The 17,680-nt window shown below is 69.2% G+C and carries 19 protein-coding genes; 13 read left to right on the forward strand and 6 right to left on the reverse strand.

All coding sequences use genetic code 11. The features are described from left to right. Window positions 1–6: 6 nt before the first annotated feature. Together RIE08_12860 and RIE08_12865 are read left to right on the forward strand one after the other, a co-directional pair. Window positions 7–1,230, forward strand: coding sequence for a cytochrome P450 (locus RIE08_12860; protein MEQ8718494.1), 1,224 nt, complete (start codon window positions 7–9; stop codon window positions 1,228–1,230). Next, complete coding sequence (locus tag RIE08_12865; GenBank protein MEQ8718495.1) at window positions 1,227–2,006, forward strand: SDR family NAD(P)-dependent oxidoreductase; 780 nt, start codon at window positions 1,227–1,229, stop codon at window positions 2,004–2,006. Before RIE08_12860 ends, RIE08_12865 begins: the two co-directional genes overlap by 4 nt. A gap of 86 nt (window positions 2,007–2,092) precedes the next feature. Here RIE08_12865 and RIE08_12870 read toward each other — a convergent pair whose 3' ends face one another. Next, window positions 2,093–2,827 (reverse strand): SDR family NAD(P)-dependent oxidoreductase, encoded by a 735-nt coding sequence (locus RIE08_12870; GenBank protein ID MEQ8718496.1) that lies wholly within the window; start codon window positions 2,825–2,827, stop codon window positions 2,093–2,095. Window positions 2,828–2,853: 26 nt separating this feature from the next. Between RIE08_12870 and RIE08_12875 the strand changes: the two genes are divergently transcribed. From RIE08_12875 to RIE08_12910, 8 genes are all read left to right on the forward strand, one after another. Continuing rightward, on the forward strand, window positions 2,854–3,561 hold the full coding sequence (locus RIE08_12875) for a ThuA domain-containing protein (GenBank protein MEQ8718497.1): 708 nt from the start codon (window positions 2,854–2,856) through the stop codon (window positions 3,559–3,561). Further along, complete coding sequence (locus RIE08_12880; protein MEQ8718498.1) at window positions 3,554–4,318, forward strand: SDR family oxidoreductase; 765 nt, start codon at window positions 3,554–3,556, stop codon at window positions 4,316–4,318. Before RIE08_12875 ends, RIE08_12880 begins: the two co-directional genes overlap by 8 nt. A gap of 31 nt (window positions 4,319–4,349) precedes the next feature. Further along, entirely contained in the window at window positions 4,350–4,694 is a 345-nt protein-coding gene (locus RIE08_12885) for a nuclear transport factor 2 family protein (protein ID MEQ8718499.1), read from the forward strand. A 69-nt stretch (window positions 4,695–4,763) separates the two neighbouring features. Then, entirely contained in the window at window positions 4,764–5,519 is a 756-nt protein-coding gene (locus tag RIE08_12890) for a glucose 1-dehydrogenase (protein MEQ8718500.1), read from the forward strand. 8 nt (window positions 5,520–5,527) lie between these two features. Continuing rightward, the gene (locus RIE08_12895) at window positions 5,528–6,688 is read left to right on the forward strand and encodes an acetyl-CoA C-acetyltransferase (protein ID MEQ8718501.1); all 1,161 of its coding nucleotides are present in this window, start codon (window positions 5,528–5,530) and stop codon (window positions 6,686–6,688) included. A gap of 27 nt (window positions 6,689–6,715) precedes the next feature. Next, window positions 6,716–8,020, forward strand: a complete 1,305-nt coding sequence (locus tag RIE08_12900) for an amidohydrolase (protein ID MEQ8718502.1) — start codon at window positions 6,716–6,718, stop codon at window positions 8,018–8,020. Between the two features lies 1 nt (window position 8,021). Further along, window positions 8,022–8,537 carry a pyridoxamine 5'-phosphate oxidase family protein gene (locus tag RIE08_12905; GenBank protein MEQ8718503.1) on the forward strand — a complete coding sequence of 172 codons (516 nt, stop codon included), beginning with the start codon at window positions 8,022–8,024 and terminating at the stop codon, window positions 8,535–8,537. Continuing rightward, entirely contained in the window at window positions 8,524–9,492 is a 969-nt protein-coding gene (locus RIE08_12910) for an alpha/beta hydrolase (GenBank protein MEQ8718504.1), read from the forward strand. Before RIE08_12905 ends, RIE08_12910 begins: the two co-directional genes overlap by 14 nt. 25 nt (window positions 9,493–9,517) lie before the next feature. On the opposite strand, the gene RIE08_12915 is transcribed toward RIE08_12910, so the two are convergent. From RIE08_12915 to RIE08_12935, 5 genes are read right to left on the reverse strand one after another with little or no spacing between them, the layout of a single operon-like run. Beyond that, entirely contained in the window at window positions 9,518–10,354 is an 837-nt protein-coding gene (locus RIE08_12915; protein MEQ8718505.1) for an SDR family oxidoreductase, read from the reverse strand. Between the two features lie 22 nt (window positions 10,355–10,376). Further along, the gene (locus tag RIE08_12920) at window positions 10,377–11,546 is read right to left on the reverse strand and encodes a thiolase family protein (GenBank protein MEQ8718506.1); all 1,170 of its coding nucleotides are present in this window, start codon (window positions 11,544–11,546) and stop codon (window positions 10,377–10,379) included. A gap of 1 nt (window position 11,547) precedes the next feature. Next, on the reverse strand, window positions 11,548–13,116 hold the full coding sequence (locus tag RIE08_12925) for an AMP-binding protein (GenBank protein ID MEQ8718507.1): 1,569 nt from the start codon (window positions 13,114–13,116) through the stop codon (window positions 11,548–11,550). Further along, a complete protein-coding gene (locus RIE08_12930) occupies window positions 13,113–13,547 on the reverse strand; it encodes a Zn-ribbon domain-containing OB-fold protein (GenBank protein MEQ8718508.1) in 435 nt (144 codons plus the stop codon). The genes RIE08_12925 and RIE08_12930 overlap by 4 nt, the downstream gene beginning before the upstream one ends. Next, window positions 13,544–14,416, reverse strand: a complete 873-nt coding sequence (locus RIE08_12935; protein MEQ8718509.1) for a hypothetical protein — start codon at window positions 14,414–14,416, stop codon at window positions 13,544–13,546. Before RIE08_12935 ends, RIE08_12930 begins: the two co-directional genes overlap by 4 nt. A gap of 178 nt (window positions 14,417–14,594) precedes the next feature. Here RIE08_12935 and RIE08_12940 point away from each other — a divergent pair, with 178 nt between their 5' ends. From RIE08_12940 to RIE08_12950, 3 genes are all read left to right on the forward strand, one after another. Continuing rightward, the gene (locus RIE08_12940) at window positions 14,595–15,407 is read left to right on the forward strand and encodes an alpha/beta hydrolase (protein MEQ8718510.1); all 813 of its coding nucleotides are present in this window, start codon (window positions 14,595–14,597) and stop codon (window positions 15,405–15,407) included. A 5-nt stretch (window positions 15,408–15,412) separates the two neighbouring features. Continuing rightward, window positions 15,413–16,417: an LLM class flavin-dependent oxidoreductase gene (locus RIE08_12945; protein ID MEQ8718511.1), complete on the forward strand. Its 1,005-nt coding sequence runs from the start codon at window positions 15,413–15,415 to the stop codon at window positions 16,415–16,417. Window positions 16,418–16,571: 154 nt separating this feature from the next. Beyond that, window positions 16,572–17,675, forward strand: coding sequence for an LLM class flavin-dependent oxidoreductase (locus RIE08_12950; protein MEQ8718512.1), 1,104 nt, complete (start codon window positions 16,572–16,574; stop codon window positions 17,673–17,675). The last annotated feature ends 5 nt before the right edge of the window (window positions 17,676–17,680 follow it).

Here is a 17,680-nt window from a genome sequence, read left to right on the forward strand (position 1 = left end):
AAACCGATGACCGACACCGTCGAGGTGGTCGAGCTGTCGCGCTGGGACCAGGTACGCGACGCCTACCGCCGTAAGGAACTGCGACAGGCGATGTACGACGAGGGCGCCGTCGTCATGGCCGGCTGCCTCCTCGACCTTCACGGCGACGCCCACCGCGACAGGCGTCGCCTCGAGAACCGCCTGTTCCGCCGGGAGATCTTCACGTACTGGGAACGCGAGGTCCTCGGTTCGACCATCGACGCCACCCTCGCGCCGTTCATCGCGTCCGGCACGGGCGACCTCCCCGTCATCGGCTACCGCTGCGCCATGAACCTCACGGCGACCATCGCCGGCATCGACCACGACCCGACCGACTCCGACGCCGTCGCCGAACTCGAGGTTGCGGTCAAGAAGCTCTCCGAGGGCGCCACGCTCGTCCATTCGACCCGGGACCGCGACATCGTTCGGACCGAGGTGGAGGAACTCAAGGCGGACTTCGTCGCTTCACGCCTCGCGCCTTCACGTGAGCGCCGACAGGCCATCATCGACGACGTCCGGGCCGGCAATGCGGACCCCGACGCACTCCCCCGCGACGTCCTGACCACGCTGCTGTGGAACGAGGACGGACTCGACCTCTCCGGCGACGTGATCGAGCGCGAGGTCTGCTTCTATCTCCAGGCCGGCGGCCACTCGACCGCCAACGCGTTCACCCACACGATCGACGACCTGTTCGGGTGGGCCGCCCAGCACCCCGCGGATCTCCAGCGGGCCCACGACGGCCGCCTGTTCGCCCAGCGGTGCATGCACGAGTCACTGCGACTCAACCCCGCCAGCCCGGTCGCGTGGCGGCGACCGCTGAGCGACGTGACGCTCGCCGACGGGACCGTGCTGCCCGAGGGATCCCGGGTGGTGATCGACCTCGTCGCCGCCAACCGCGACACCGAGGTGTGGGGACCCGACGCGGACCGCTTCGACCCGCACCGCGCCGTCCCCGACGGGGCCAACGCCTGGGGCATGAGCTTCGGCGGCGGCCGACACGCGTGCATCGGCCAGGAACTCGACGGTGGGCTAGAGGTGCTCGACGGCGCCGACCCCGCCGAGCATCTCTACGGCACCGTCCCGGCGACGGTGTCCGCGTTCCTGGCCGCGGGCGGCCGCCCCGACCCGGACCGGCCCCCCACGCTGGACCCGAACACGCAACGCAAACACTTCTCGACCTACCCCGTGGTCTTCGACCGGAGGAACCCATGAAATCCGTCATCGTCACCGGCGCCGCCAACGGCATCGGCGCTGCCATCGCCCGCCACGCCGACAGCCTCGGCTACCGGGTCGGCGTTCTCGACATTGACGGCGAAGCGGCGGCGAAGACCGCCGCCTTGCTGTCGGCCGGGGTCGCCATCACCGCCGCGAACAACGACGAGGACGCCATCGCCGCCGCCTTCGACGCCTTCGGTGATCCTCCCGACGCTCTCGTCAACAACGCAGGCATCGTCCGCTTCGGACCACTGATCGGGATGTCGTCGACCGACTGGCGCTCCGTCGTGGACGTCAACCTGACCGGCAGTTTCCTGATGAGCAGGGAGTACGCGCAACGACTCGCCGCCGCCGGGCGACGCGGCTCGATCGTGTCGCTCACGTCCATCAACGGCGTGGCGCCGGGACCCAACGCGGGCGCCTACGCGGCGACGAAGGCCGGCCTGGCGATGCTCACCCAGCAGATGTCGGTCGAATGGGGACCGCTCGGGATCCGTGCGAACTCCGTCGCGCCGGGGATGATCGACGGCGGGATGAGCGCCCCGATCTTCGCCGACCCGGAATTCCGTCGCCTACGCGAGGCGAAGGTCCCGGCCCGGCGCCTGGGCACCGAGGACGACATCGCGAACGCCGTCATGTGGTTGTGCTCCGACGAGGCCGACTACATCACCGGCCACAACCTCGTCGTCGACGGTGGCGTCGTGAACTCGATCATCGGCAACCTTCCCCGACCCGAGTCCGTGGACTCCGTTGGCGCGTCGGACGACGGGTGAGCGAGCTGACACGATCCGGAACCGGACCCCATGGGCACGCTGGGGGCCCGAACGACGGGGGGAACCCGAGCGCGGTCGAGTCCCGGTCAGTCGATGCTGGGGCCGGGCATGTCGTAGGGCCGGGGCAGAATCGCCATCAGCGCCTTGGAGATGCCGCCGTCCACGTAGATGGTCTGAGCGGTGACGTACCGGGCAGCATCCGAACAGAGGAACCCGATGACGTCAGCGATGTCCTCCGGCTCCGCCAGGCGCCGCAGCGGCACCGAGTTGGACCGCACCTCGACCACCTTCGGATCCCCGTAGACGTCGGCGGTTCCCTCGGTCACGACGAGGCCGGGGCCCACAGCGTTGGCGCGGATCCCGTGGGGTCCCCACTCGAGCGCGGCCTGTTCGGTCAACATGACGACGCCCGCCTTGGACGCCGAGTAGGAACCGACCGCCGGGTTGGCCCGGTAGGCGGCGATGGACGCCAGGTTCACGATGCAACCCCGCCCGGCCGCGATCATCGGCCCGACGAAGGCCTTCATGCAGTTGAAGGTGCCCTTGACGTTGACGTCGAGCGCGGCGGCGAAGTCCTCTTCGCTGCACTCCTCGAGCGGGCCGAAACGCCACAAACCGGCGTTGTTGACCAGTACTTCGACGGGCCCCACTTCCGCGGCCGCGGCGGCGACGGATGCCGGGTCGGTGACGTCGCAGGCGATCACGCCGTCACCACCGTTCATGTCCAGCGCCACGACGTCGAAACCGTCGTCGGTGAGTCGCCGCACCGTCGCCGCGCCGATACCGCGTGCGCCCCCCGTAACCACTGCTCGTCTCGTCATGTCGCCGATCGTAGGAGGTTCCGCTGATGAGAGCCCTCGTCGTGTCCGGAGGGTGGGCCCACCCCGCCGAGCAGACAACCCCGCCGGTCGTCGCCGCGCTCGAAGCCGAGGGCTACGACGTGGCGGTCACCGAGGACCTCGCGGAGGGGGCCGGTGCGCTCGCCCGCCTCGACTTCGACCTGCTCGTGGTCAACGCGCTGTTCTTCTCCATGACCGACGAGCGGTACACGCCCGAGGTCCGCGCCGAATGGGCGCGTCCGGCCACCCAGGCCTGGCGGGACGCCGTGGAGAGCCATGTCGCCGCCGGCCGGCCGCTTCTCGCCCTGCACACGGCGCCCATCTGTTTCGACGACTGGCCCCGGTGGGGGGAGATCATCGGCGGTGCCTGGAACTGGGAGCGGTCGATGCATCCACCGCCGGGCAGGTTCACCGTCGACACCGTGTCGGACCACCCGGTCGTCGCGGGGCTCGGCAGCTTCGAGGTGACCGACGAGCGGTACTCGTTCCTCGATCTGACAGATGACATCGACGTGCACGCCGTCGCACACGACGGGGACAACGCCCATCAGATCGTCTGGACCCGCACGGAAGGCGACGCCCCGGTCGCCTACTCCGCGCTCGGCCACGACGCGACCACCTACGAGACCCCTGCCAACCGCGTCATGCTGCGGCGGATCATCCGCCACCTGGGTGGCGCCTCAGACGAAGAGATCATGGAGATCACCGATGCGTGAGATCGAGGGAATGTCAGTGCTGATCACCGGCGGCGGCTCCGGCATCGGCGCGGGCACCGCCGAGTACTTCGTCGACCACGGCGCCCGGGTGACGATCACCGGCAGACGCCTCGACAAGGTGCAGGAGGTGGCCGACGCGCTGGGCACAGGGTGCCATGCGACACAGGGCGACGTGACGGTCGACGCCGACCGTCGGTCGATGCTCGCAGCGGCCGTCGAACACGGCGGTGGAAAGCTCGACGTCCTGATCAACAACGCCGGGAACATGTACCGGGGCCCGATCGACGAGCTGACCGAGGACGACCTCAAGCACGTGTTCGACACGAACGTGATCGGGCCGATGCTCCTGACCGGCCTCGCGAAGGAACATCTGGCCGAGACGTCGGGATCGGTTCTGTTCGTCGGGTCGGTGCATGTCAAGCGCTGCTTCCCCGGCGTGTCGCCCTATGCGGCCACCAAGGGCGCGATCGAGACGCTCGTCGGCGTCCTGGCGGCCGAACTGGGCGCCGACGGCATCAGGGTCGCCGCGGTCCGGCCCGGTGCGGTGTTCACCGAGATCAACCAGCGTGCCGGCCTCTTCGACGACGCCGAGGCGAAGGCACGCCTGGAGTCGATGTCGGGAGCGCACGCGCTCGGCCGGATCGGCACCACCACCGAGATCGCCGAGGCGTTCGAGTACCTGGCACGAGCCGAGTGGACGACGGGCGCTGTTCTCGTCGTCGACGGCGGGCTCGGGCTCGGCATCACGAATGCCTGACAACGAGCCAGCCGCCGGGTCCGCCTCGTCGGTGGGCAGAAGCCCGATCGAGGTCGTACGGGACCACCTCGCTGCCGTCCACACCGGTGACCCGGCGGCGATGGCCGCCGACTACGCAGCCGACGCCGTGCTCGACCGGGGCGAGACCTACGAGGGTCGGACCGAGATCGAGGCGTACTTCGTCACCGTTCCCGAGCGCCTCGCCGGAGCGCTCGTGACGTTCTCGGAGCCCGTCGTGAACGGCGACGGGACGGTGACCGTGCCATGGCGACTCGTCGGCGGCGCTGCGGACGGTACGAGCGGGGCCGACACGTTCACAGTCGCCCACGGAGCGATCACCCACCAGGTCGTCCGCCTCGCAGGCGCCGACTTCTGAGAACAGGTCGTCCGCCTCGCAGGCGCCGACATCTGAGGACCGAGAGACACCGAGACGGGGAACGGCACGATGAGCATTCGACAAGGGGTACTGGTCACCGGCGGCGGGTCGGGCATCGGTGAGGGCATCGTCGAGGTGCTCGCCGACAGAGGGTGGCGGGTCGCGGTCAACGACCTCGATGCCGACGCCGCGGCGAAGGTCGCGGCACGCGTCGATGGGATCGCCGTCCCCGGCGACGTCGCCCGGGACCCCGAGGCGATCGTGGCGAGCGCGGTCGAGGGACTCGGCGGGCTCCAGGGTCTGGTGAACAACGCCGGCATCATCCGTCGGGGCACGCTGGCCGACGCCGACCCGGATCTCCTCGACGAGATCTACAACGTGGACCTGCGCGCGGTGATCCTGTTGTCGAAGGCTGCGCTGCCGCATCTGCGCGAGGTCGGCGGGGCCATCGTCAACCTGTCGTCGATCGCCGCTGCCACCCCCCAGATGGGCGGCCTCCTCTACAGCCCCGCCAAGGCCGGGGTTTCCGCGTTCACGTCCCAGGCCGCCGTCGAGTGGGGGCCCTTCGGTGTGAGGGTCAACGCCATCGCCCCCGGCATGGTGCGCACCGCCATGGCCGAGGTCGTCTACGCCGACGCGGAACTCCACGAGAAGCGGCGCTCGATGGTGCCAGCCGGCCGCATCGGCCGACCCGACGACATCGGGAAGGCCGCGGCGTTCCTGCTCTCCGATGACGCCGACTACATCACGGGGCAGACTCTGACCGTGGACGGCGGTTTCACCAAGATCCTGATCGACCTTCTCCCCCATCCCAGCTCACACTGAGGAGCCCCATGCCCCACGCCTACATCATCGACGCCCTGCGCACCCCGATGGGCCGCCGTAAGGGCGGCCTCTCGGAGGTCCACCCGGTGGACCTGGCCGCCCACACGCTGAACGCTCTCGTCGAACGCACGGGGATCGACCCCGCCGGCGTGGACGACGTCATCCTCGGTTGCGTCAACCAGATCGGACCCCAGACGGCATGCATCGCCCGGACGTCGTGGTTGGCGGCCGGACTCCCGTCGAACGTGACGGGGGTCACCGTCGACCGTCGCTGTGGGAGCTCCCAGCAGGCCATCCATTTCGCAGCCCAGGCGATCATGGCCGGGGTCTCGGACCTGGTGGTCGCCGGTGGCGTCGAGAACATGTCGATCGTTCCGATCGGATCGCCGTACTGGGCGACGAACCCCCATGCCGAGGGCGCCGCCTTCGGTGACCCGTATGCGGCGCTGGGCTGGGTCGAGCGCTTCGGCGGCGAGGAGATCAGCCAGTTCCGCGGCGCCGAGATCATGGCGGAACGCTGGGCCATCACCCGCGACGAGATGGAGGAGATGGCCCTCGAGTCGCACCTCCGCACCGAGCGTGCGTGGCAGGAGGGCCGCTTCGACGCCGAGGTGGTCCCCTACCGCGACGTGGTCCGCGACGAGGGTGTCCGACCGGACACGACCCTCGAGAAGATGGCGTCGCTGAAGCCGGTGCGCGAAGGCGGCACGGTCACGGCCGCGACCTCGAGCCAGATCTCCGACGGGGCCTCCGCGCTGCTCGTCGCGTCCGAGGCGGCCGTCGAGCGTCATGGCCTGGAGCCCATGGCGAAGATCGTGGCCATGACCCTCGCCGGCGACGACCCGATCGTGATGCTGTCGGCACCTATCCCCGCCACCCGCCAGGCCCTCGAGCGGGCCGGACTCGACATGGCCGACATCGACATCTCCGAGGTGAATGAGGCGTTCGCCCCGGTCGTGTTGGCCTGGGAGGCCGAGCTGGGCGTGGACCACGCGAAGGTGAACCCCAACGGCGGCGCCATCGCCCTCGGTCACCCTCTCGGGGCAACCGGTGCCCGCATGATGACCACCCTCGTCCACGAACTTGAGCGGACCGGCGGCCGCTACGGCCTCCAGACGATGTGTGAGGGGGGTGGCCAGGCCAATGCGACGATCGTCGAGATGGTCTGAGCCGACCGCCGGCGCCATCCAGCGCTGATGGGGCGCTACCGGGCCGACCGGCTCCTGACGCTCGACGGTTCGGTCTCGATCGTGACGGACGGCGTCGTCGACGTCGACGGCGGACGGATCAGCTGGGTCGGCGCGGCAGCGGACGCCCCGTACCGGCCGGACGCACCGGTTCACCGTGTCCACGGCGTGCTGATGCCCGGCTTCGTCAACACGCACTGCCACACCCCGATGGTCCTGCTGCGGGGCGCCGGCGAGGGCCTGCCTGTGGACCGGTGGCTCACAGAGGTGATCTGGCCCCGGGAGAGCCGCCTCGTCGCCGAGGACGTGACCTGGGGGATGCGTCTCGGGGCGGCGGAGTTGATCCGCAACGGCGTGACCACGTCGGCCGAGATGTTCTTCCATGCCGACCGGATGGCGGCCGCGGCAGCCGAGGTGGGGCTGCGCAGCGTGGTCGCCGCGCCGGTGATCGAGAGCTCCCACCACTTCGACTTCGGGAGCTGGCAGGAGCAACTGGATGCAATGGTCGACCTCGCCGCCGGCTACGCCGACCATGACCTCATCGACGTCGCTCTCGGACCCCACGCCGCCTACTCCACCTCCGAGGCGTGTCTGCGGGGCGTCGGTGAGGTCGCCCGCGAGCACGGGCTGATGGTCCAGATCCACCTCGCCGAGCAGGACGGTGAGGACGCCCGCATCCGTGAGAGGTACGGGAACTCGGTGCCTGCGTTCCTGGCCGACCTCGGCGTGCTCGACGCCGACGTCCTCGGCGCGCACGGCATCTGGTTCGACGACGACGACATCGACATCCTCGTCGACCACGACGTGGCCATCGCACACTGTCCGTGCTCCAACGCGAAACACGGCTCGGGGGTCATCCGCCTCGGCGACCTGCGCGCTGCGGGCGTGAAGGTGGGTCTCGGCACCGATGGTCCCGTCTCACACAACCGCCTCGACATCTTCGAGGAGATGCGCACCGCGATCCGACTCCAGCGCGCCCACCACGCCGACGCGTCCCTGATGACCGTCGCCGACGTGTTGACGATGGCCACGACGGGAGGGGCGGCCGTGCTGCGCCGCGACGACATCGGTCGGCTCGCCCCGGGCTGTCGGGCCGACATGATCGCCGTCTCGCTGGACGACCCGGCGTTCACCCCGGTCGTCGACGACCCCGATGACCTGTTGACCCACCTGGTATGGGCGGCGACACCGGCATCGGTGACCGACGCCTGGATCGAGGGCCGCCACGTCCTCGACGCCGGTCGGGTGACGACGATCGACCTCGGAGAAGCCGTCTCCGAAGTGGCCCGCCGGGCCCGCCGCCTAGCATCGTGAGATGACCCGGCCCACCGACGAGCGGATCGCGCAGGCGCGCCGCAGATTCGAGACCGAAGCCGACGTGTGGGTCGCGACCGCCTCGGGCACCGGAATCCCCCACCTCGTTCCTCTCTCGCTGACGTGGGACGGCACGAGCATCATCTGCGTGACCCAGACTGCGAACCCGACGGTCCGCAACATCGTGGCGACCGGGAAGGCACGTGCCTCCCTCGAGAGCTCCAGCGACGTCGTCATCGCAGACACGCGGGCGACGGCCCGGGACCTCGGTGAGCTGACCGACGACGAACTGGACCGGTTCGCGGCAGCGGCCGGGTGGGACCCGCGCGACAGCGAAACGGCCTGGTCGGTGCTGACACTGACCCCTGAGACCATCTTGTCGTGGCAGGGCGAGGCCGAGTTCGAGGGGCGTCACCTCATGCGTGACGGCGTGTGGGCGGACCGCGAAGATCATGACCGAGACGGTGACGCTGGCCGCGCACCGCAGACCCCCGGGAGCCCCCATGCCGAATCCTGACAGCTCCGGCTGGATGTCGCTGATGCTCGGCACACCGTTCGAGCCGCAGAGAGCGACATCCGTCGAGGAGATTCCGGCCATCCGGGCGGGCTACGACCTGTCGCACAACCACGTCGACATGCCACCGCTCGCCGACCTGCGGACCGACGTCGTCCTGTGGGAGGGCGACGGGCGTCGCCTCACGGCCGAGGTCTACGTGCCCGAAGGCGACGGACCGTTCCCGGTCCTCGTCTACTTCCACGGAGGTGCCTTCTGCGTGGCGGACGCCTTCAGCGTCCGCCGGCCGGTCACCCGCCTCGCCGCGGGCGCCGAGTTCATCGCCGTCAACGTGGACTACGCCCTGGCCCCCGAACACCCCTTTCCCACCGCGGTCGGCGACGCCGTCTACGCGTGCCGCTGGGCGGCTCGGGAAGCCGCCGCGCTCGGTGGTGACCCGAACCGCATCTTCGTCAGCGGCGACTCGGCGGGAGCGAACCTGTCGGCCGTCTGCATCCACGAGCTCCACGGCGACGGAGGCGGCGTCGACGGCCGTGACCTGGCCGACGTCGAGGTGACGATCTCCGGTGCCCTGCTCTACTGGGGTCTGTTCGACTTCCCCCGTGCGATCATGAACCCCGGTTCGAACCGGTTGTCGGCCGACGTCTGGTGGTACCAGGCCTATCTAGGCGTCACGTGGCTCGACCATCACGAATCGCCGCTCGTCAGCCCCCGGCGGTCGCCGTACCTCGATCGCTTCCCACCGACCTACCTGACGGTGGGCAGCGAGGACTCACTGGTGGACCAGACCTTCGACATGGCGAGCGCACTGTGCGCTGCCAACGTCTCCACCACCGTGTCGGTGGTGCCCGATGTCGACCACGCCTTCCACTACGTCGAGCACAAGATCCCCGAGGCGGTCACCCCTGAGATGGAACGCAACATCGCCTGGCTGCGCTCGGTGGCAGCCGAGTCCTAGGCCGTCACGGCGGGCTCACCCGCACCTAGAGACCCCGGCGGCCCGCCTCGCGGATCATCGGCTCGTTGCCGGAGTAGCGCGGCGGCTCGGGGCGCGAGCCGATCGTGAATCCGGCGTCGGTCATCAGGCAGTGGCCCGACGTGTATCCGGACTCGTCACTGGCGAGCCACAGCGCGGCGTTCGCGACGTCGGACGCGAGCCCGGGGCGACCCTTGAGCGGGGACGTCTCCTTGAGTTCCTCGACGACGGCGTCGATGGCGTCGGGATCGCCGAAGTGGCCCTGGGCCACCATCGGCGTGGCCATCGAGTGCGGTCCGATGCAGTTGACCCGGATCCCCCAGCTGCCGACCTCGGCCGCGACGCTCTTGGTGAGGCCGACGACACCGTGCTTCGCAGCGGTGTAGGCGTGCGGTCCGAGTCCGCCCATCACACCGGCGGTGCTGGTCATCGACACGATCGAGCCGCGCTCGCGGGGCTTCATGACCCGGGTGGCGTGCTTCATGCCGAGGAACACGCCGTCGAGGAGGATGGCGAGCGTCGCACGCCACTCGTCGAACGGGGTTGCCTCCACCAGGCCGACCGCGCCGATGATCCCGGCGTTGTTGAACATCACGTCGAGTTGGCCGAACTCGTCGACCGCCGTGTCCACCAGGCCTGCGATGTCGTCCTCAGAGGTCACGTCACAGTGCACGCCGCGCGCCGCGTCGCCGATGTCGGCCACCACAGCCGCGAGTCGATCGTCCTGGATGTCACCGAGCACGACCTTCGCCCCCTCGGCCACGAAGAGGCGCGCCGTCTCGGCGCCGAAACCGCTCGCACCGCCGGTGATGGCCGCGACGCGACCCTCGAGTCGTCCAGTCATGATCTCCCCCTGTGATGGATGCTCAGCGCCGGTCGGCGCCCAGCAGAACAGCGTTGTGGTACTGCGCACCCGATCCCGCACCGCTCGCGAACACGGTCTCGGCGCCCGGCACCTGACCAGGACCCGCGATGCCGCGGATCTGGCGCACCGCCTCGACGAGCTTGAGCGTCGGTCCGCCCCAGCCGATGTGGCTGTAGCTCATGAGGCCGCCATCGGTGTTGGTCGGGTGACGACCGTCGAGACCGATCCCGGCCTCGGCCACGTAGTCCACCCCCTCGCCCTCGCCGCACAGCCCGAGCATCTCGAACTGGCGGACGACCTCGTAGGTGTTGATGTCGTAGAGCTCGAAGACGTCCACGTCGGCCGCCGTCATGCCGGCCATGGCGAACGTCCGGCCATATGCATCGGCCCCCACGGTGTTGATCTCGTCGTAGCGCGGCGGGTTCACGTACTGCTGGCGGTACCAGTCGGCGCCACCGCCGAGCACGACCGCAGGCGGGTTCGGGCAGTCCCGCGCCCGCTCGAGGCTCGTCACGACGATCGCCGCGGCGCCCTCCGATGCGAGACACAGGTCCAGCAGGTGGAAGGGCTCAGCGATCAGCGGTGAGGCGAGAACGTCGGCGGCGCTGAAGGGCCCCCGGCCCGTCATGACGGCGTCGGGGTTGGCCGAACCGTGGTTGCGGATGGTGGCCGCGATGTCGGCCATCGCGGTTCGGTCGGGATCGAAGCGGTCGAGGTAGACCTGTGCGACGAGGCCGAACTGCGCCTGGGTCAGCGAACCCCAGATCGACACGAACTCGTTGTCGGGTCGGGTGTAGCCGGCGACGGCACGCCCGGACCGGATACCTGCCTGGCCGCCGAACACCACGGCCACCTCGCACTGCCCGGCGAGGATCGCGCCCGCTGCGTCGAGCAGCCCGGGGATCCCCTGGGGATAGGTGTCGCCGATCCAGCGGGCGCCCTGTCCGAACACGTTGGTCCAGTCCCATGCGCCCGGCTCGAACACGGTGCCGCCCGGACCGGGCCAGCGGGCGACGATGCCGTCCACATCGGCGACGGTCATGCCGGCGTCGGCCAGTGCGGCGAGCGCGGCATGCAGGCAGATCTCGCCGGTCCCCATCTCGATGGACTTGGCCTGCTCGGTGGTCGCCATCCCCGCGATGGCGATGGACTGCAGCGGGTGATCGGTCACGTCAGACCCGACGCCCTTCACCCCAGTAGGCGTCCTTCAGCGTCTTCTTCTCGATCTTGCCGACCGCGTTCTTCGGCAACTCGTCGAGGAACTCGACGCGCTCGGGAACCTTGATCGACGTCAGCTCGGACTCCTTGCACCAGCCGATGAGCTCCTCAGCAGTCGCCTCGGCGCCGTCCTTGAGCGACACGGCGGCGAGGATCGCCTCGCCCCACTCGGGGTCGGGAATCCCGATGACCGACGCCTCCAGTACCGCGGGGTGGCGGTACAGGACGTTCTCGATCTCGGTCGGTGCGATGTTGAGGCCACCGCGGATGATGAGGTTCTTGATGCGGTCGACGATGTAGATGAAGCCCTCGGCGTCCACCTCGGCGACGTCGCCGGAGTGCATCCAGCCGTCGATGAGGGCCTCGCCGGTCCGCTCGGGATCCCGGTAGTAGCCCTTCATGACGTGGGGGCCACCGAAGATGACCTCGCCGCGTTCACCCTGGGCGACGTCGTCGCCGTCCTCGTCCACCACGCGTACATCCACCGCGTACGACGGCTGGCCGCAGGACCCGAGGAGCTCGCGGCGCTCGCTGAGCCCCTTGACGTGGTCCTCCTTGCGCAGGATGGTCCCGATCGACGCGATCTCGGCCATCCCGTAGAGCTGGTTGAAGATCGCCCCGTACCGGTCGACGAGCTCGCCGAGGCGTTCGGGGGAGATCGGCGACGAGCCGTAGCCGAGCGTGACGAGCCCGGACAGGAGATGGTCGTCGGTGCGGGGCAGCCGGTCGAGCAGGCGCATCAGCTGGGTCGGCACCAGGAACGAGTGGGTGATCCCGAGGTGGTCGACCGCCTTCGCGTACCCGACGGGCTCGAAGCTGCGGCTGTCCCGGAACGCCATCGAGGCGCCGATCATCAGGCACGGGACGATCGTTATGTTCACCGACGAGTTGTGCGGGATCTGGATCAGGTAGCGGCTGTCGGCGTCGATCTGGTACTCGAGGCAGGCGACCGTCGCGTGCTGCAGTGACCGCGCGTGATCGAAGAGGACCCCCTTGGGTCGCCCGGTGGTGCCGCTGGTGTAGACGATGCAGAAGTCGTCGGTGTGGCGGGTGGTGTGCAGTGTCGGCGGTGCCAGCGGAGAGCTGGCGGCGACCAGATCGGCGTACGCCGCGGTGTCGATGTCGAGAACCGGCACGTCGTGTTCGGCGCCCACCTTGTTCGCGGCCTCCAAGTGTTCGGTGTCACACAGAACCAGCGACGGTTCCGCGTTCTCGAACACCTGGGACATCTCGACGTCGCCGAGGCGGAAGTTCAACCCGACGTAGACGGCGCCGGCCTTGGTGACGCCGCCGAGCACCTCGACGACCTCGGGCCGGTTGGCGATGAGCAGGGCGACGCGGTCGCCCGGCTCGATCCCGCGCTCAGAGATCAGCGCGTTGGCGAGTCGGTTGGTGCGCTCGTCGAGCTCGGCGTAGGTGACGTCGTGGCCGCCCTCGCCGTTCTCGTCGGCGCCGACGCCGATCAGCGCCGGGGCGTCGGGCGTGCGGGCGGCATTGCGGGTGAAGGCGAGACCGACGTTCATCGGGTGTCCTCCTCGGGGGACTCGGAGACTGATGGGGCGGAAGGTGCGAACGCGGGGAGCCGTGCGCCGTCGGGGCCGGTGACGAAGCGGACCTCGACCTCCATGCCGATGACGACCTCGGACGGATCGACGTCGACGATCCAGGTCATGAGGTGCCATCCCTCGGCGACGTCGACGATCGCGATGACGTAGGGGGCCTCGAACGCCTCGTCGGGCGGGCGGTGCACGACCGAATGGCTGTAGACGACGCCGCGTCCCGAGCTCGGCTGGTAGGTCCAGTCGGTGCTCTGACAGTGCGGACAGGCGATCTGGGGGACGAAGAAAGAGCTCCCGCATGCGCCACAGACGGGACGCACGAGTTCACCGCGGTCGACCGCCGCCCAGAACTCACCGGTGAGCGGGCGCTCGACCCTCTCGAGGGTGTCGGTCACGACTCCTCGAACAGCAGCAGCGCCATCGCCGCCTCGGCGACCGGCTGGCCGACCTCGACGCCGCGGTCACGGGCCATCTGGTTGCAGGCGCTGATCTTGCCCTGGGAGTAGGCCTTGAACGCGTCGCCGACCGGTGCGGTCCACGCGTCGAAGGATCCGCCGGCAAGCTCGCCCTCGATGATGTCGAGACCCGAGACGCCGGCCCGGTTCTTGGACATGCCGCCGTCGGAGCACACGAATCCGTGGGGCGAGACCTCGCGCAGGAAGGTGGCGCCGCTGCGACCCGTATGACCGGCGGTCACGAGAACGTTGCGCTCGTCGCCGGGCAGGGCGAACACGATCGAATCGGTGACGACGAGCTCGCGGCCCGTCGGCGAGGTGTGCATGACCTCGCGCCGGATCTTTGTCCCCTCGTCGATGTCGCCGCTCGGATCGTTCTGCAGGAGGATGAGCGCCGCTTCGCGCACCGACATCCCCTCGTGGACGCCGGCACGTTCCGCGTAGACGTTGACTCGGCTGATGACGCCCTCTTCGTACTGGTCCTGGCCGTTGCCCAGCTCAGCCGAGTCGCCTGAAGCGGTGGCTGCCGGGATACCCAGCGCCTCGAGGTACCAGAGGCCGGCGATACCGGCGCCGTCGTAGCCGACGGAGCCGTCGTGGCCGATGATCGCCCGCGGCCGGTGCGGCGCCATCAGCCGTGCCGGGAGCACCCCGGTGTAGCTCGCGGCCACGACGACGTCGTTGCCGCGGTTGCGGGCGTCGACGTAGCGCGCCGAGTCCATCGTGATGATGCGCCGCTCACCTTCGCTGTGGACCACCTCCTGTGGGTGGTCCGCTTCGTTCGCGAGCAGTGGTGCCTCTTCGGCCATTCGATTTCCCCCTGGTTCCCTGACGGCGCCCGCCGCCGGATCAGCCACACCATACGCGCGCGACGACGCGCGATTCGAAGGCGGCTCTGCGAGAGCCGCCGGGACGCATGTGCAGCGGATCGGGCCGGATGGCAGACTCAGGGCAGCACCGACACATTCGCATTCCAGGGGGGACACCATGGGCAAGCTGGCCGTCGAAGGCGATCGCGCGATCCACTTCGAGCACTATCCGGGCGAAGGGCGGCCGGTCATCTTGTCGCACGGCTGGGGCGAGAGCTGCCGCACCTGGGACACGACGCTGCCCGCACTGCTGGACAACGGCAACGAGGTCGTCATGTACGACCACCGCTGCTGCGGGTCCTCCGACAAGGACTTCCGTGACGTCTCGATCGATGCGCTCGGTTCCGACATCGTGGCCCTCGTCGACCACCTCGGTCTCAGCGGCGTGGTCCTCAACGGCTGGTCGCTCGGTGGCGCCGTCGTCGTGGACGCGGCGTCCAAGCTCGGCGACCGCTGCGCCGGCGTGATCTCCACGTGTGGCGCCACACCCCGCTACACCCAGGCCGACGGCTTCCCCCACGGCGGCACCGACGAGATCGTCGGGCAGACCGTCGATGCGTTGCGCAACGACCGTGCGAGCTTCCTGCACGGCCTGTACTTCGGGGCCGTCTTCCACAACGAGTCGGTCACCGAACAGGTCAAGACGTTCTGCTGGCTCGAGGGGCTCAAGGCATCGCCTATGGCGGACCCGTCGCTGCGCTCACTCGGTGAGCTGGACCAGCGCGAGATGCTGGCCTCGCTGCAGACGCCGGTCCTGGTGACCATCGGCGCGCACGACGCGGTCGTGGATCCGGGCATCACCCGGGCGGCTGCCGAGATGGCACCCAACGGCACCGGCGTGGAGTTCGCCGACAGCGGCCACGCGCCACACATGGAAGAGCCCGACAAGTACCGCTCCGAGATCGTCTCGTTCATCAACGGCCTGGGCTGAGCGACATGGCACGAGATCTCAACTTCGGAATCTGGTACGACCTGCGCAACCCCGACCCCTGGGCCATCCCGTTCGGCGACCTCTACAGCGGGGTCCTGGATCAGATCGCATGGGCCGAGGGCCAGGGCTTCGGCTCGGTCTGGCTGACCGAGCACCACTTCATCCCCGACGGCTACACCCCGTCCCCGCTCGTCATCGCCGCGGCGATCGGTGAGCGGACCCGGTCGATGCGCATCGGCACCAACCTGATGTTGATGCCCCTGCACGACCCCGTCCGTCTCGCCGAGGACGCTGCGACCCTGTCGCTGCTCACCGGCGGACGTTTCGATCTCGGCCTGGGCCTCGGCTACCGCCAGATCGAGTTCGACGAGTTCGGCCGGAGCCTGAAGAACCGACCGAGCCTCCTCGAAGAGGGCGTCGAGGTCCTGCGGCGCGCCTGGACCGGTGAGCCGATCAACTTCTCGGGCAAGCGGTTCCAGGTCGGTGACGTGGCGGTGACGCCGGTGCCGGAGGTGACCCCGAAGATCTTCATCGGCGGCATGGCGGAGCCGGCCATCCAGCGGGCGGCCCGGATCGGCGACGGTTTCCTGTCGACGGGCGGCATCGGCCAGGACGTGTACGTCGCTGCGCTGGAGGCAGAGGGACGCGCCGGGGTGATCTGCGCCGGCAACTGGGCGATCGTGGCCGAGGATCCCGAGGCCGAGGCGGCCAAGGTCGGCGACCATGTGCTCTACCAGATCAACGAGTACGTCAAGTGGGGAGCGTTCGGGCCCCCGGAGCAGATCCCGCAGTTCCCCGACGCGCCGAGCGCCATCGAGAACGGCCTCTACGAACTGTGGGATGCCGACGCGGCCGTCGAGAACCTCACGGCCATGCTCCAGCAGTTTCCCCAGGTGGTCGACGTGCACTTCTGGGCGAAGTTCCCGGGCGAGCCGATCGACTCGGGCACCGCCCGTCTCGCCTACCTCGCAGAGAACGTCCTGCCCCGCGTGCGGGCCAACCTGGGCTGATCACGGCTGGACTGATCACGGCTGGACTGATCACGAACGGGGCGGCCGCCGGGCGGCCCCGGATCGACGAGGAACCACGACAGCATGGTTGGGGCCTCCCGGCCATGCTGTCGTACCCTCCGGGTGGGTTCGCACGACCAGGAGGGCCCCACGGGTGAAATTCGGTCTGTTCTACGTTCTCGAGTCTCCTGACGGCGACTACCAGCGCGCCTACAGCGAGATGTTCGGGCAGATCGAGTACGCCGAAGAACTCGGGTTCGACTCCGTCTGGCTCGCCGAGCACCACGGCAGCCCGTACGGGTCGATGCCCTCGGGCGCGGTCGCCGCCGCGGCCGTCGCGAAGATCACCGAGCGGATGCGCATCGGGATGGCGGTTGCGATCCTGCCGTTCAACAACCCGGTCCGCACCGCCGAGGACTACGCGATGGTGGACGTGATCTCCGGCGGTCGCCTCGACATGGGCGTCGGTCGGGGTTACCAGCCGATGGAGTTCAGGAACCTCGGCCTCGCGGACAAGCAACAGCACAGCCGCGAGATCTTCAGGGAGTCCCTCGACGTCCTCATCGGCCTCTGGGAGAACGAGCGGTTCTCCTACCAGGGGAAGTGGTACCAACTCGACGACGTGTCGATAGCGCCGCGGCCCGTGCAGCAGCCCCGCCCGCCGATCACCATCGCGGCCATCTCGCCGTCCACATTCGAACTCGTCGACCGCTACGACCTCAACGTCATGGTCACCCCGACGCTCATGGACCTCCCGACGCTGAAGGGCTTCGTTCTCGCCGCGAAGAAACGGCTGATCGCAAACGGGCGGACCCCGGAGAGTCTCAACTTCCCGCTCAACTGGCAGATGCACCTGGCTGAGACGTCCGAGGAGGCCTTCGCCCGGCCGGCCGAGGCACTCGACTGGTACTTCGACCTGGTCATGGACGTCGTCCCCAAGGGTGCCAGTGCCCCGAAGGGCTACGAGTTCATGCGCGACACCGCCGCCGAGTTCGAGGAGAGGGGCGGGGTGGACATCCGCGCCCTCAACGACAGCGGAATCATCATGTTGGGCACACCCGCCGAGGCGATCGCCAAGCTCGCCGAGCTACGCGACGACATCGGCCAGCAGGAGGTGTTCTGCTGGATGCGGATCGGCGGTCTCTCCGATGCCAAGGTGAGGGCGTCGATGAAACTCTTCGCCGAAGAGGTCCTGCCACGCTTCGCCGGGGAAGAGATCGTGGTCCCGGCGGAACTCGAGGGCGCCGTCCCGAGCTGACCGGG

The sequence above is a fragment of the Acidimicrobiales bacterium genome (genome assembly GCA_040219085.1).
Taxonomy (GTDB): domain Bacteria; phylum Actinomycetota; class Acidimicrobiia; order Acidimicrobiales; family JAVJTC01; genus JAVJTC01.

Bases quoted from the DNA above. Each gene is read 5' to 3' on its own strand.
- RIE08_12895 (MEQ8718501.1), top strand. From the start codon at position 5,528: ATGCCCCACGCCTACATCATCGACGCCCTGCGCACCCCGATGGGCCGC.
- RIE08_12900 (MEQ8718502.1), top strand. From the start codon at position 6,716: ATGGGGCGCTACCGGGCCGACCGGCTCCTGACGCTCGACGGTTCGGTC.
- RIE08_12890 (MEQ8718500.1), top strand. From the start codon at position 4,764: ATGAGCATTCGACAAGGGGTACTGGTCACCGGCGGCGGGTCGGGCATC.
- RIE08_12865 (MEQ8718495.1), top strand. From the start codon at position 1,227: ATGAAATCCGTCATCGTCACCGGCGCCGCCAACGGCATCGGCGCTGCC.
- RIE08_12915 (MEQ8718505.1), bottom strand. From the start codon at position 10,354: ATGACTGGACGACTCGAGGGTCGCGTCGCGGCCATCACCGGCGGTGCG.
- RIE08_12875 (MEQ8718497.1), top strand. From the start codon at position 2,854: ATGAGAGCCCTCGTCGTGTCCGGAGGGTGGGCCCACCCCGCCGAGCAG.
- RIE08_12905 (MEQ8718503.1), top strand. From the start codon at position 8,022: ATGACCCGGCCCACCGACGAGCGGATCGCGCAGGCGCGCCGCAGATTC.
- RIE08_12870 (MEQ8718496.1), bottom strand. From the start codon at position 2,827: ATGACGAGACGAGCAGTGGTTACGGGGGGCGCACGCGGTATCGGCGCG.
- RIE08_12945 (MEQ8718511.1), top strand. From the start codon at position 15,413: ATGGCACGAGATCTCAACTTCGGAATCTGGTACGACCTGCGCAACCCC.
- RIE08_12925 (MEQ8718507.1), bottom strand. From the start codon at position 13,116: ATGAACGTCGGTCTCGCCTTCACCCGCAATGCCGCCCGCACGCCCGAC.
- RIE08_12880 (MEQ8718498.1), top strand. From the start codon at position 3,554: ATGCGTGAGATCGAGGGAATGTCAGTGCTGATCACCGGCGGCGGCTCC.
- RIE08_12940 (MEQ8718510.1), top strand. From the start codon at position 14,595: ATGGGCAAGCTGGCCGTCGAAGGCGATCGCGCGATCCACTTCGAGCAC.
- RIE08_12860 (MEQ8718494.1), top strand. From the start codon at position 7: ATGACCGACACCGTCGAGGTGGTCGAGCTGTCGCGCTGGGACCAGGTA.
- RIE08_12910 (MEQ8718504.1), top strand. From the start codon at position 8,524: ATGCCGAATCCTGACAGCTCCGGCTGGATGTCGCTGATGCTCGGCACA.
- RIE08_12935 (MEQ8718509.1), bottom strand. From the start codon at position 14,416: ATGGCCGAAGAGGCACCACTGCTCGCGAACGAAGCGGACCACCCACAG.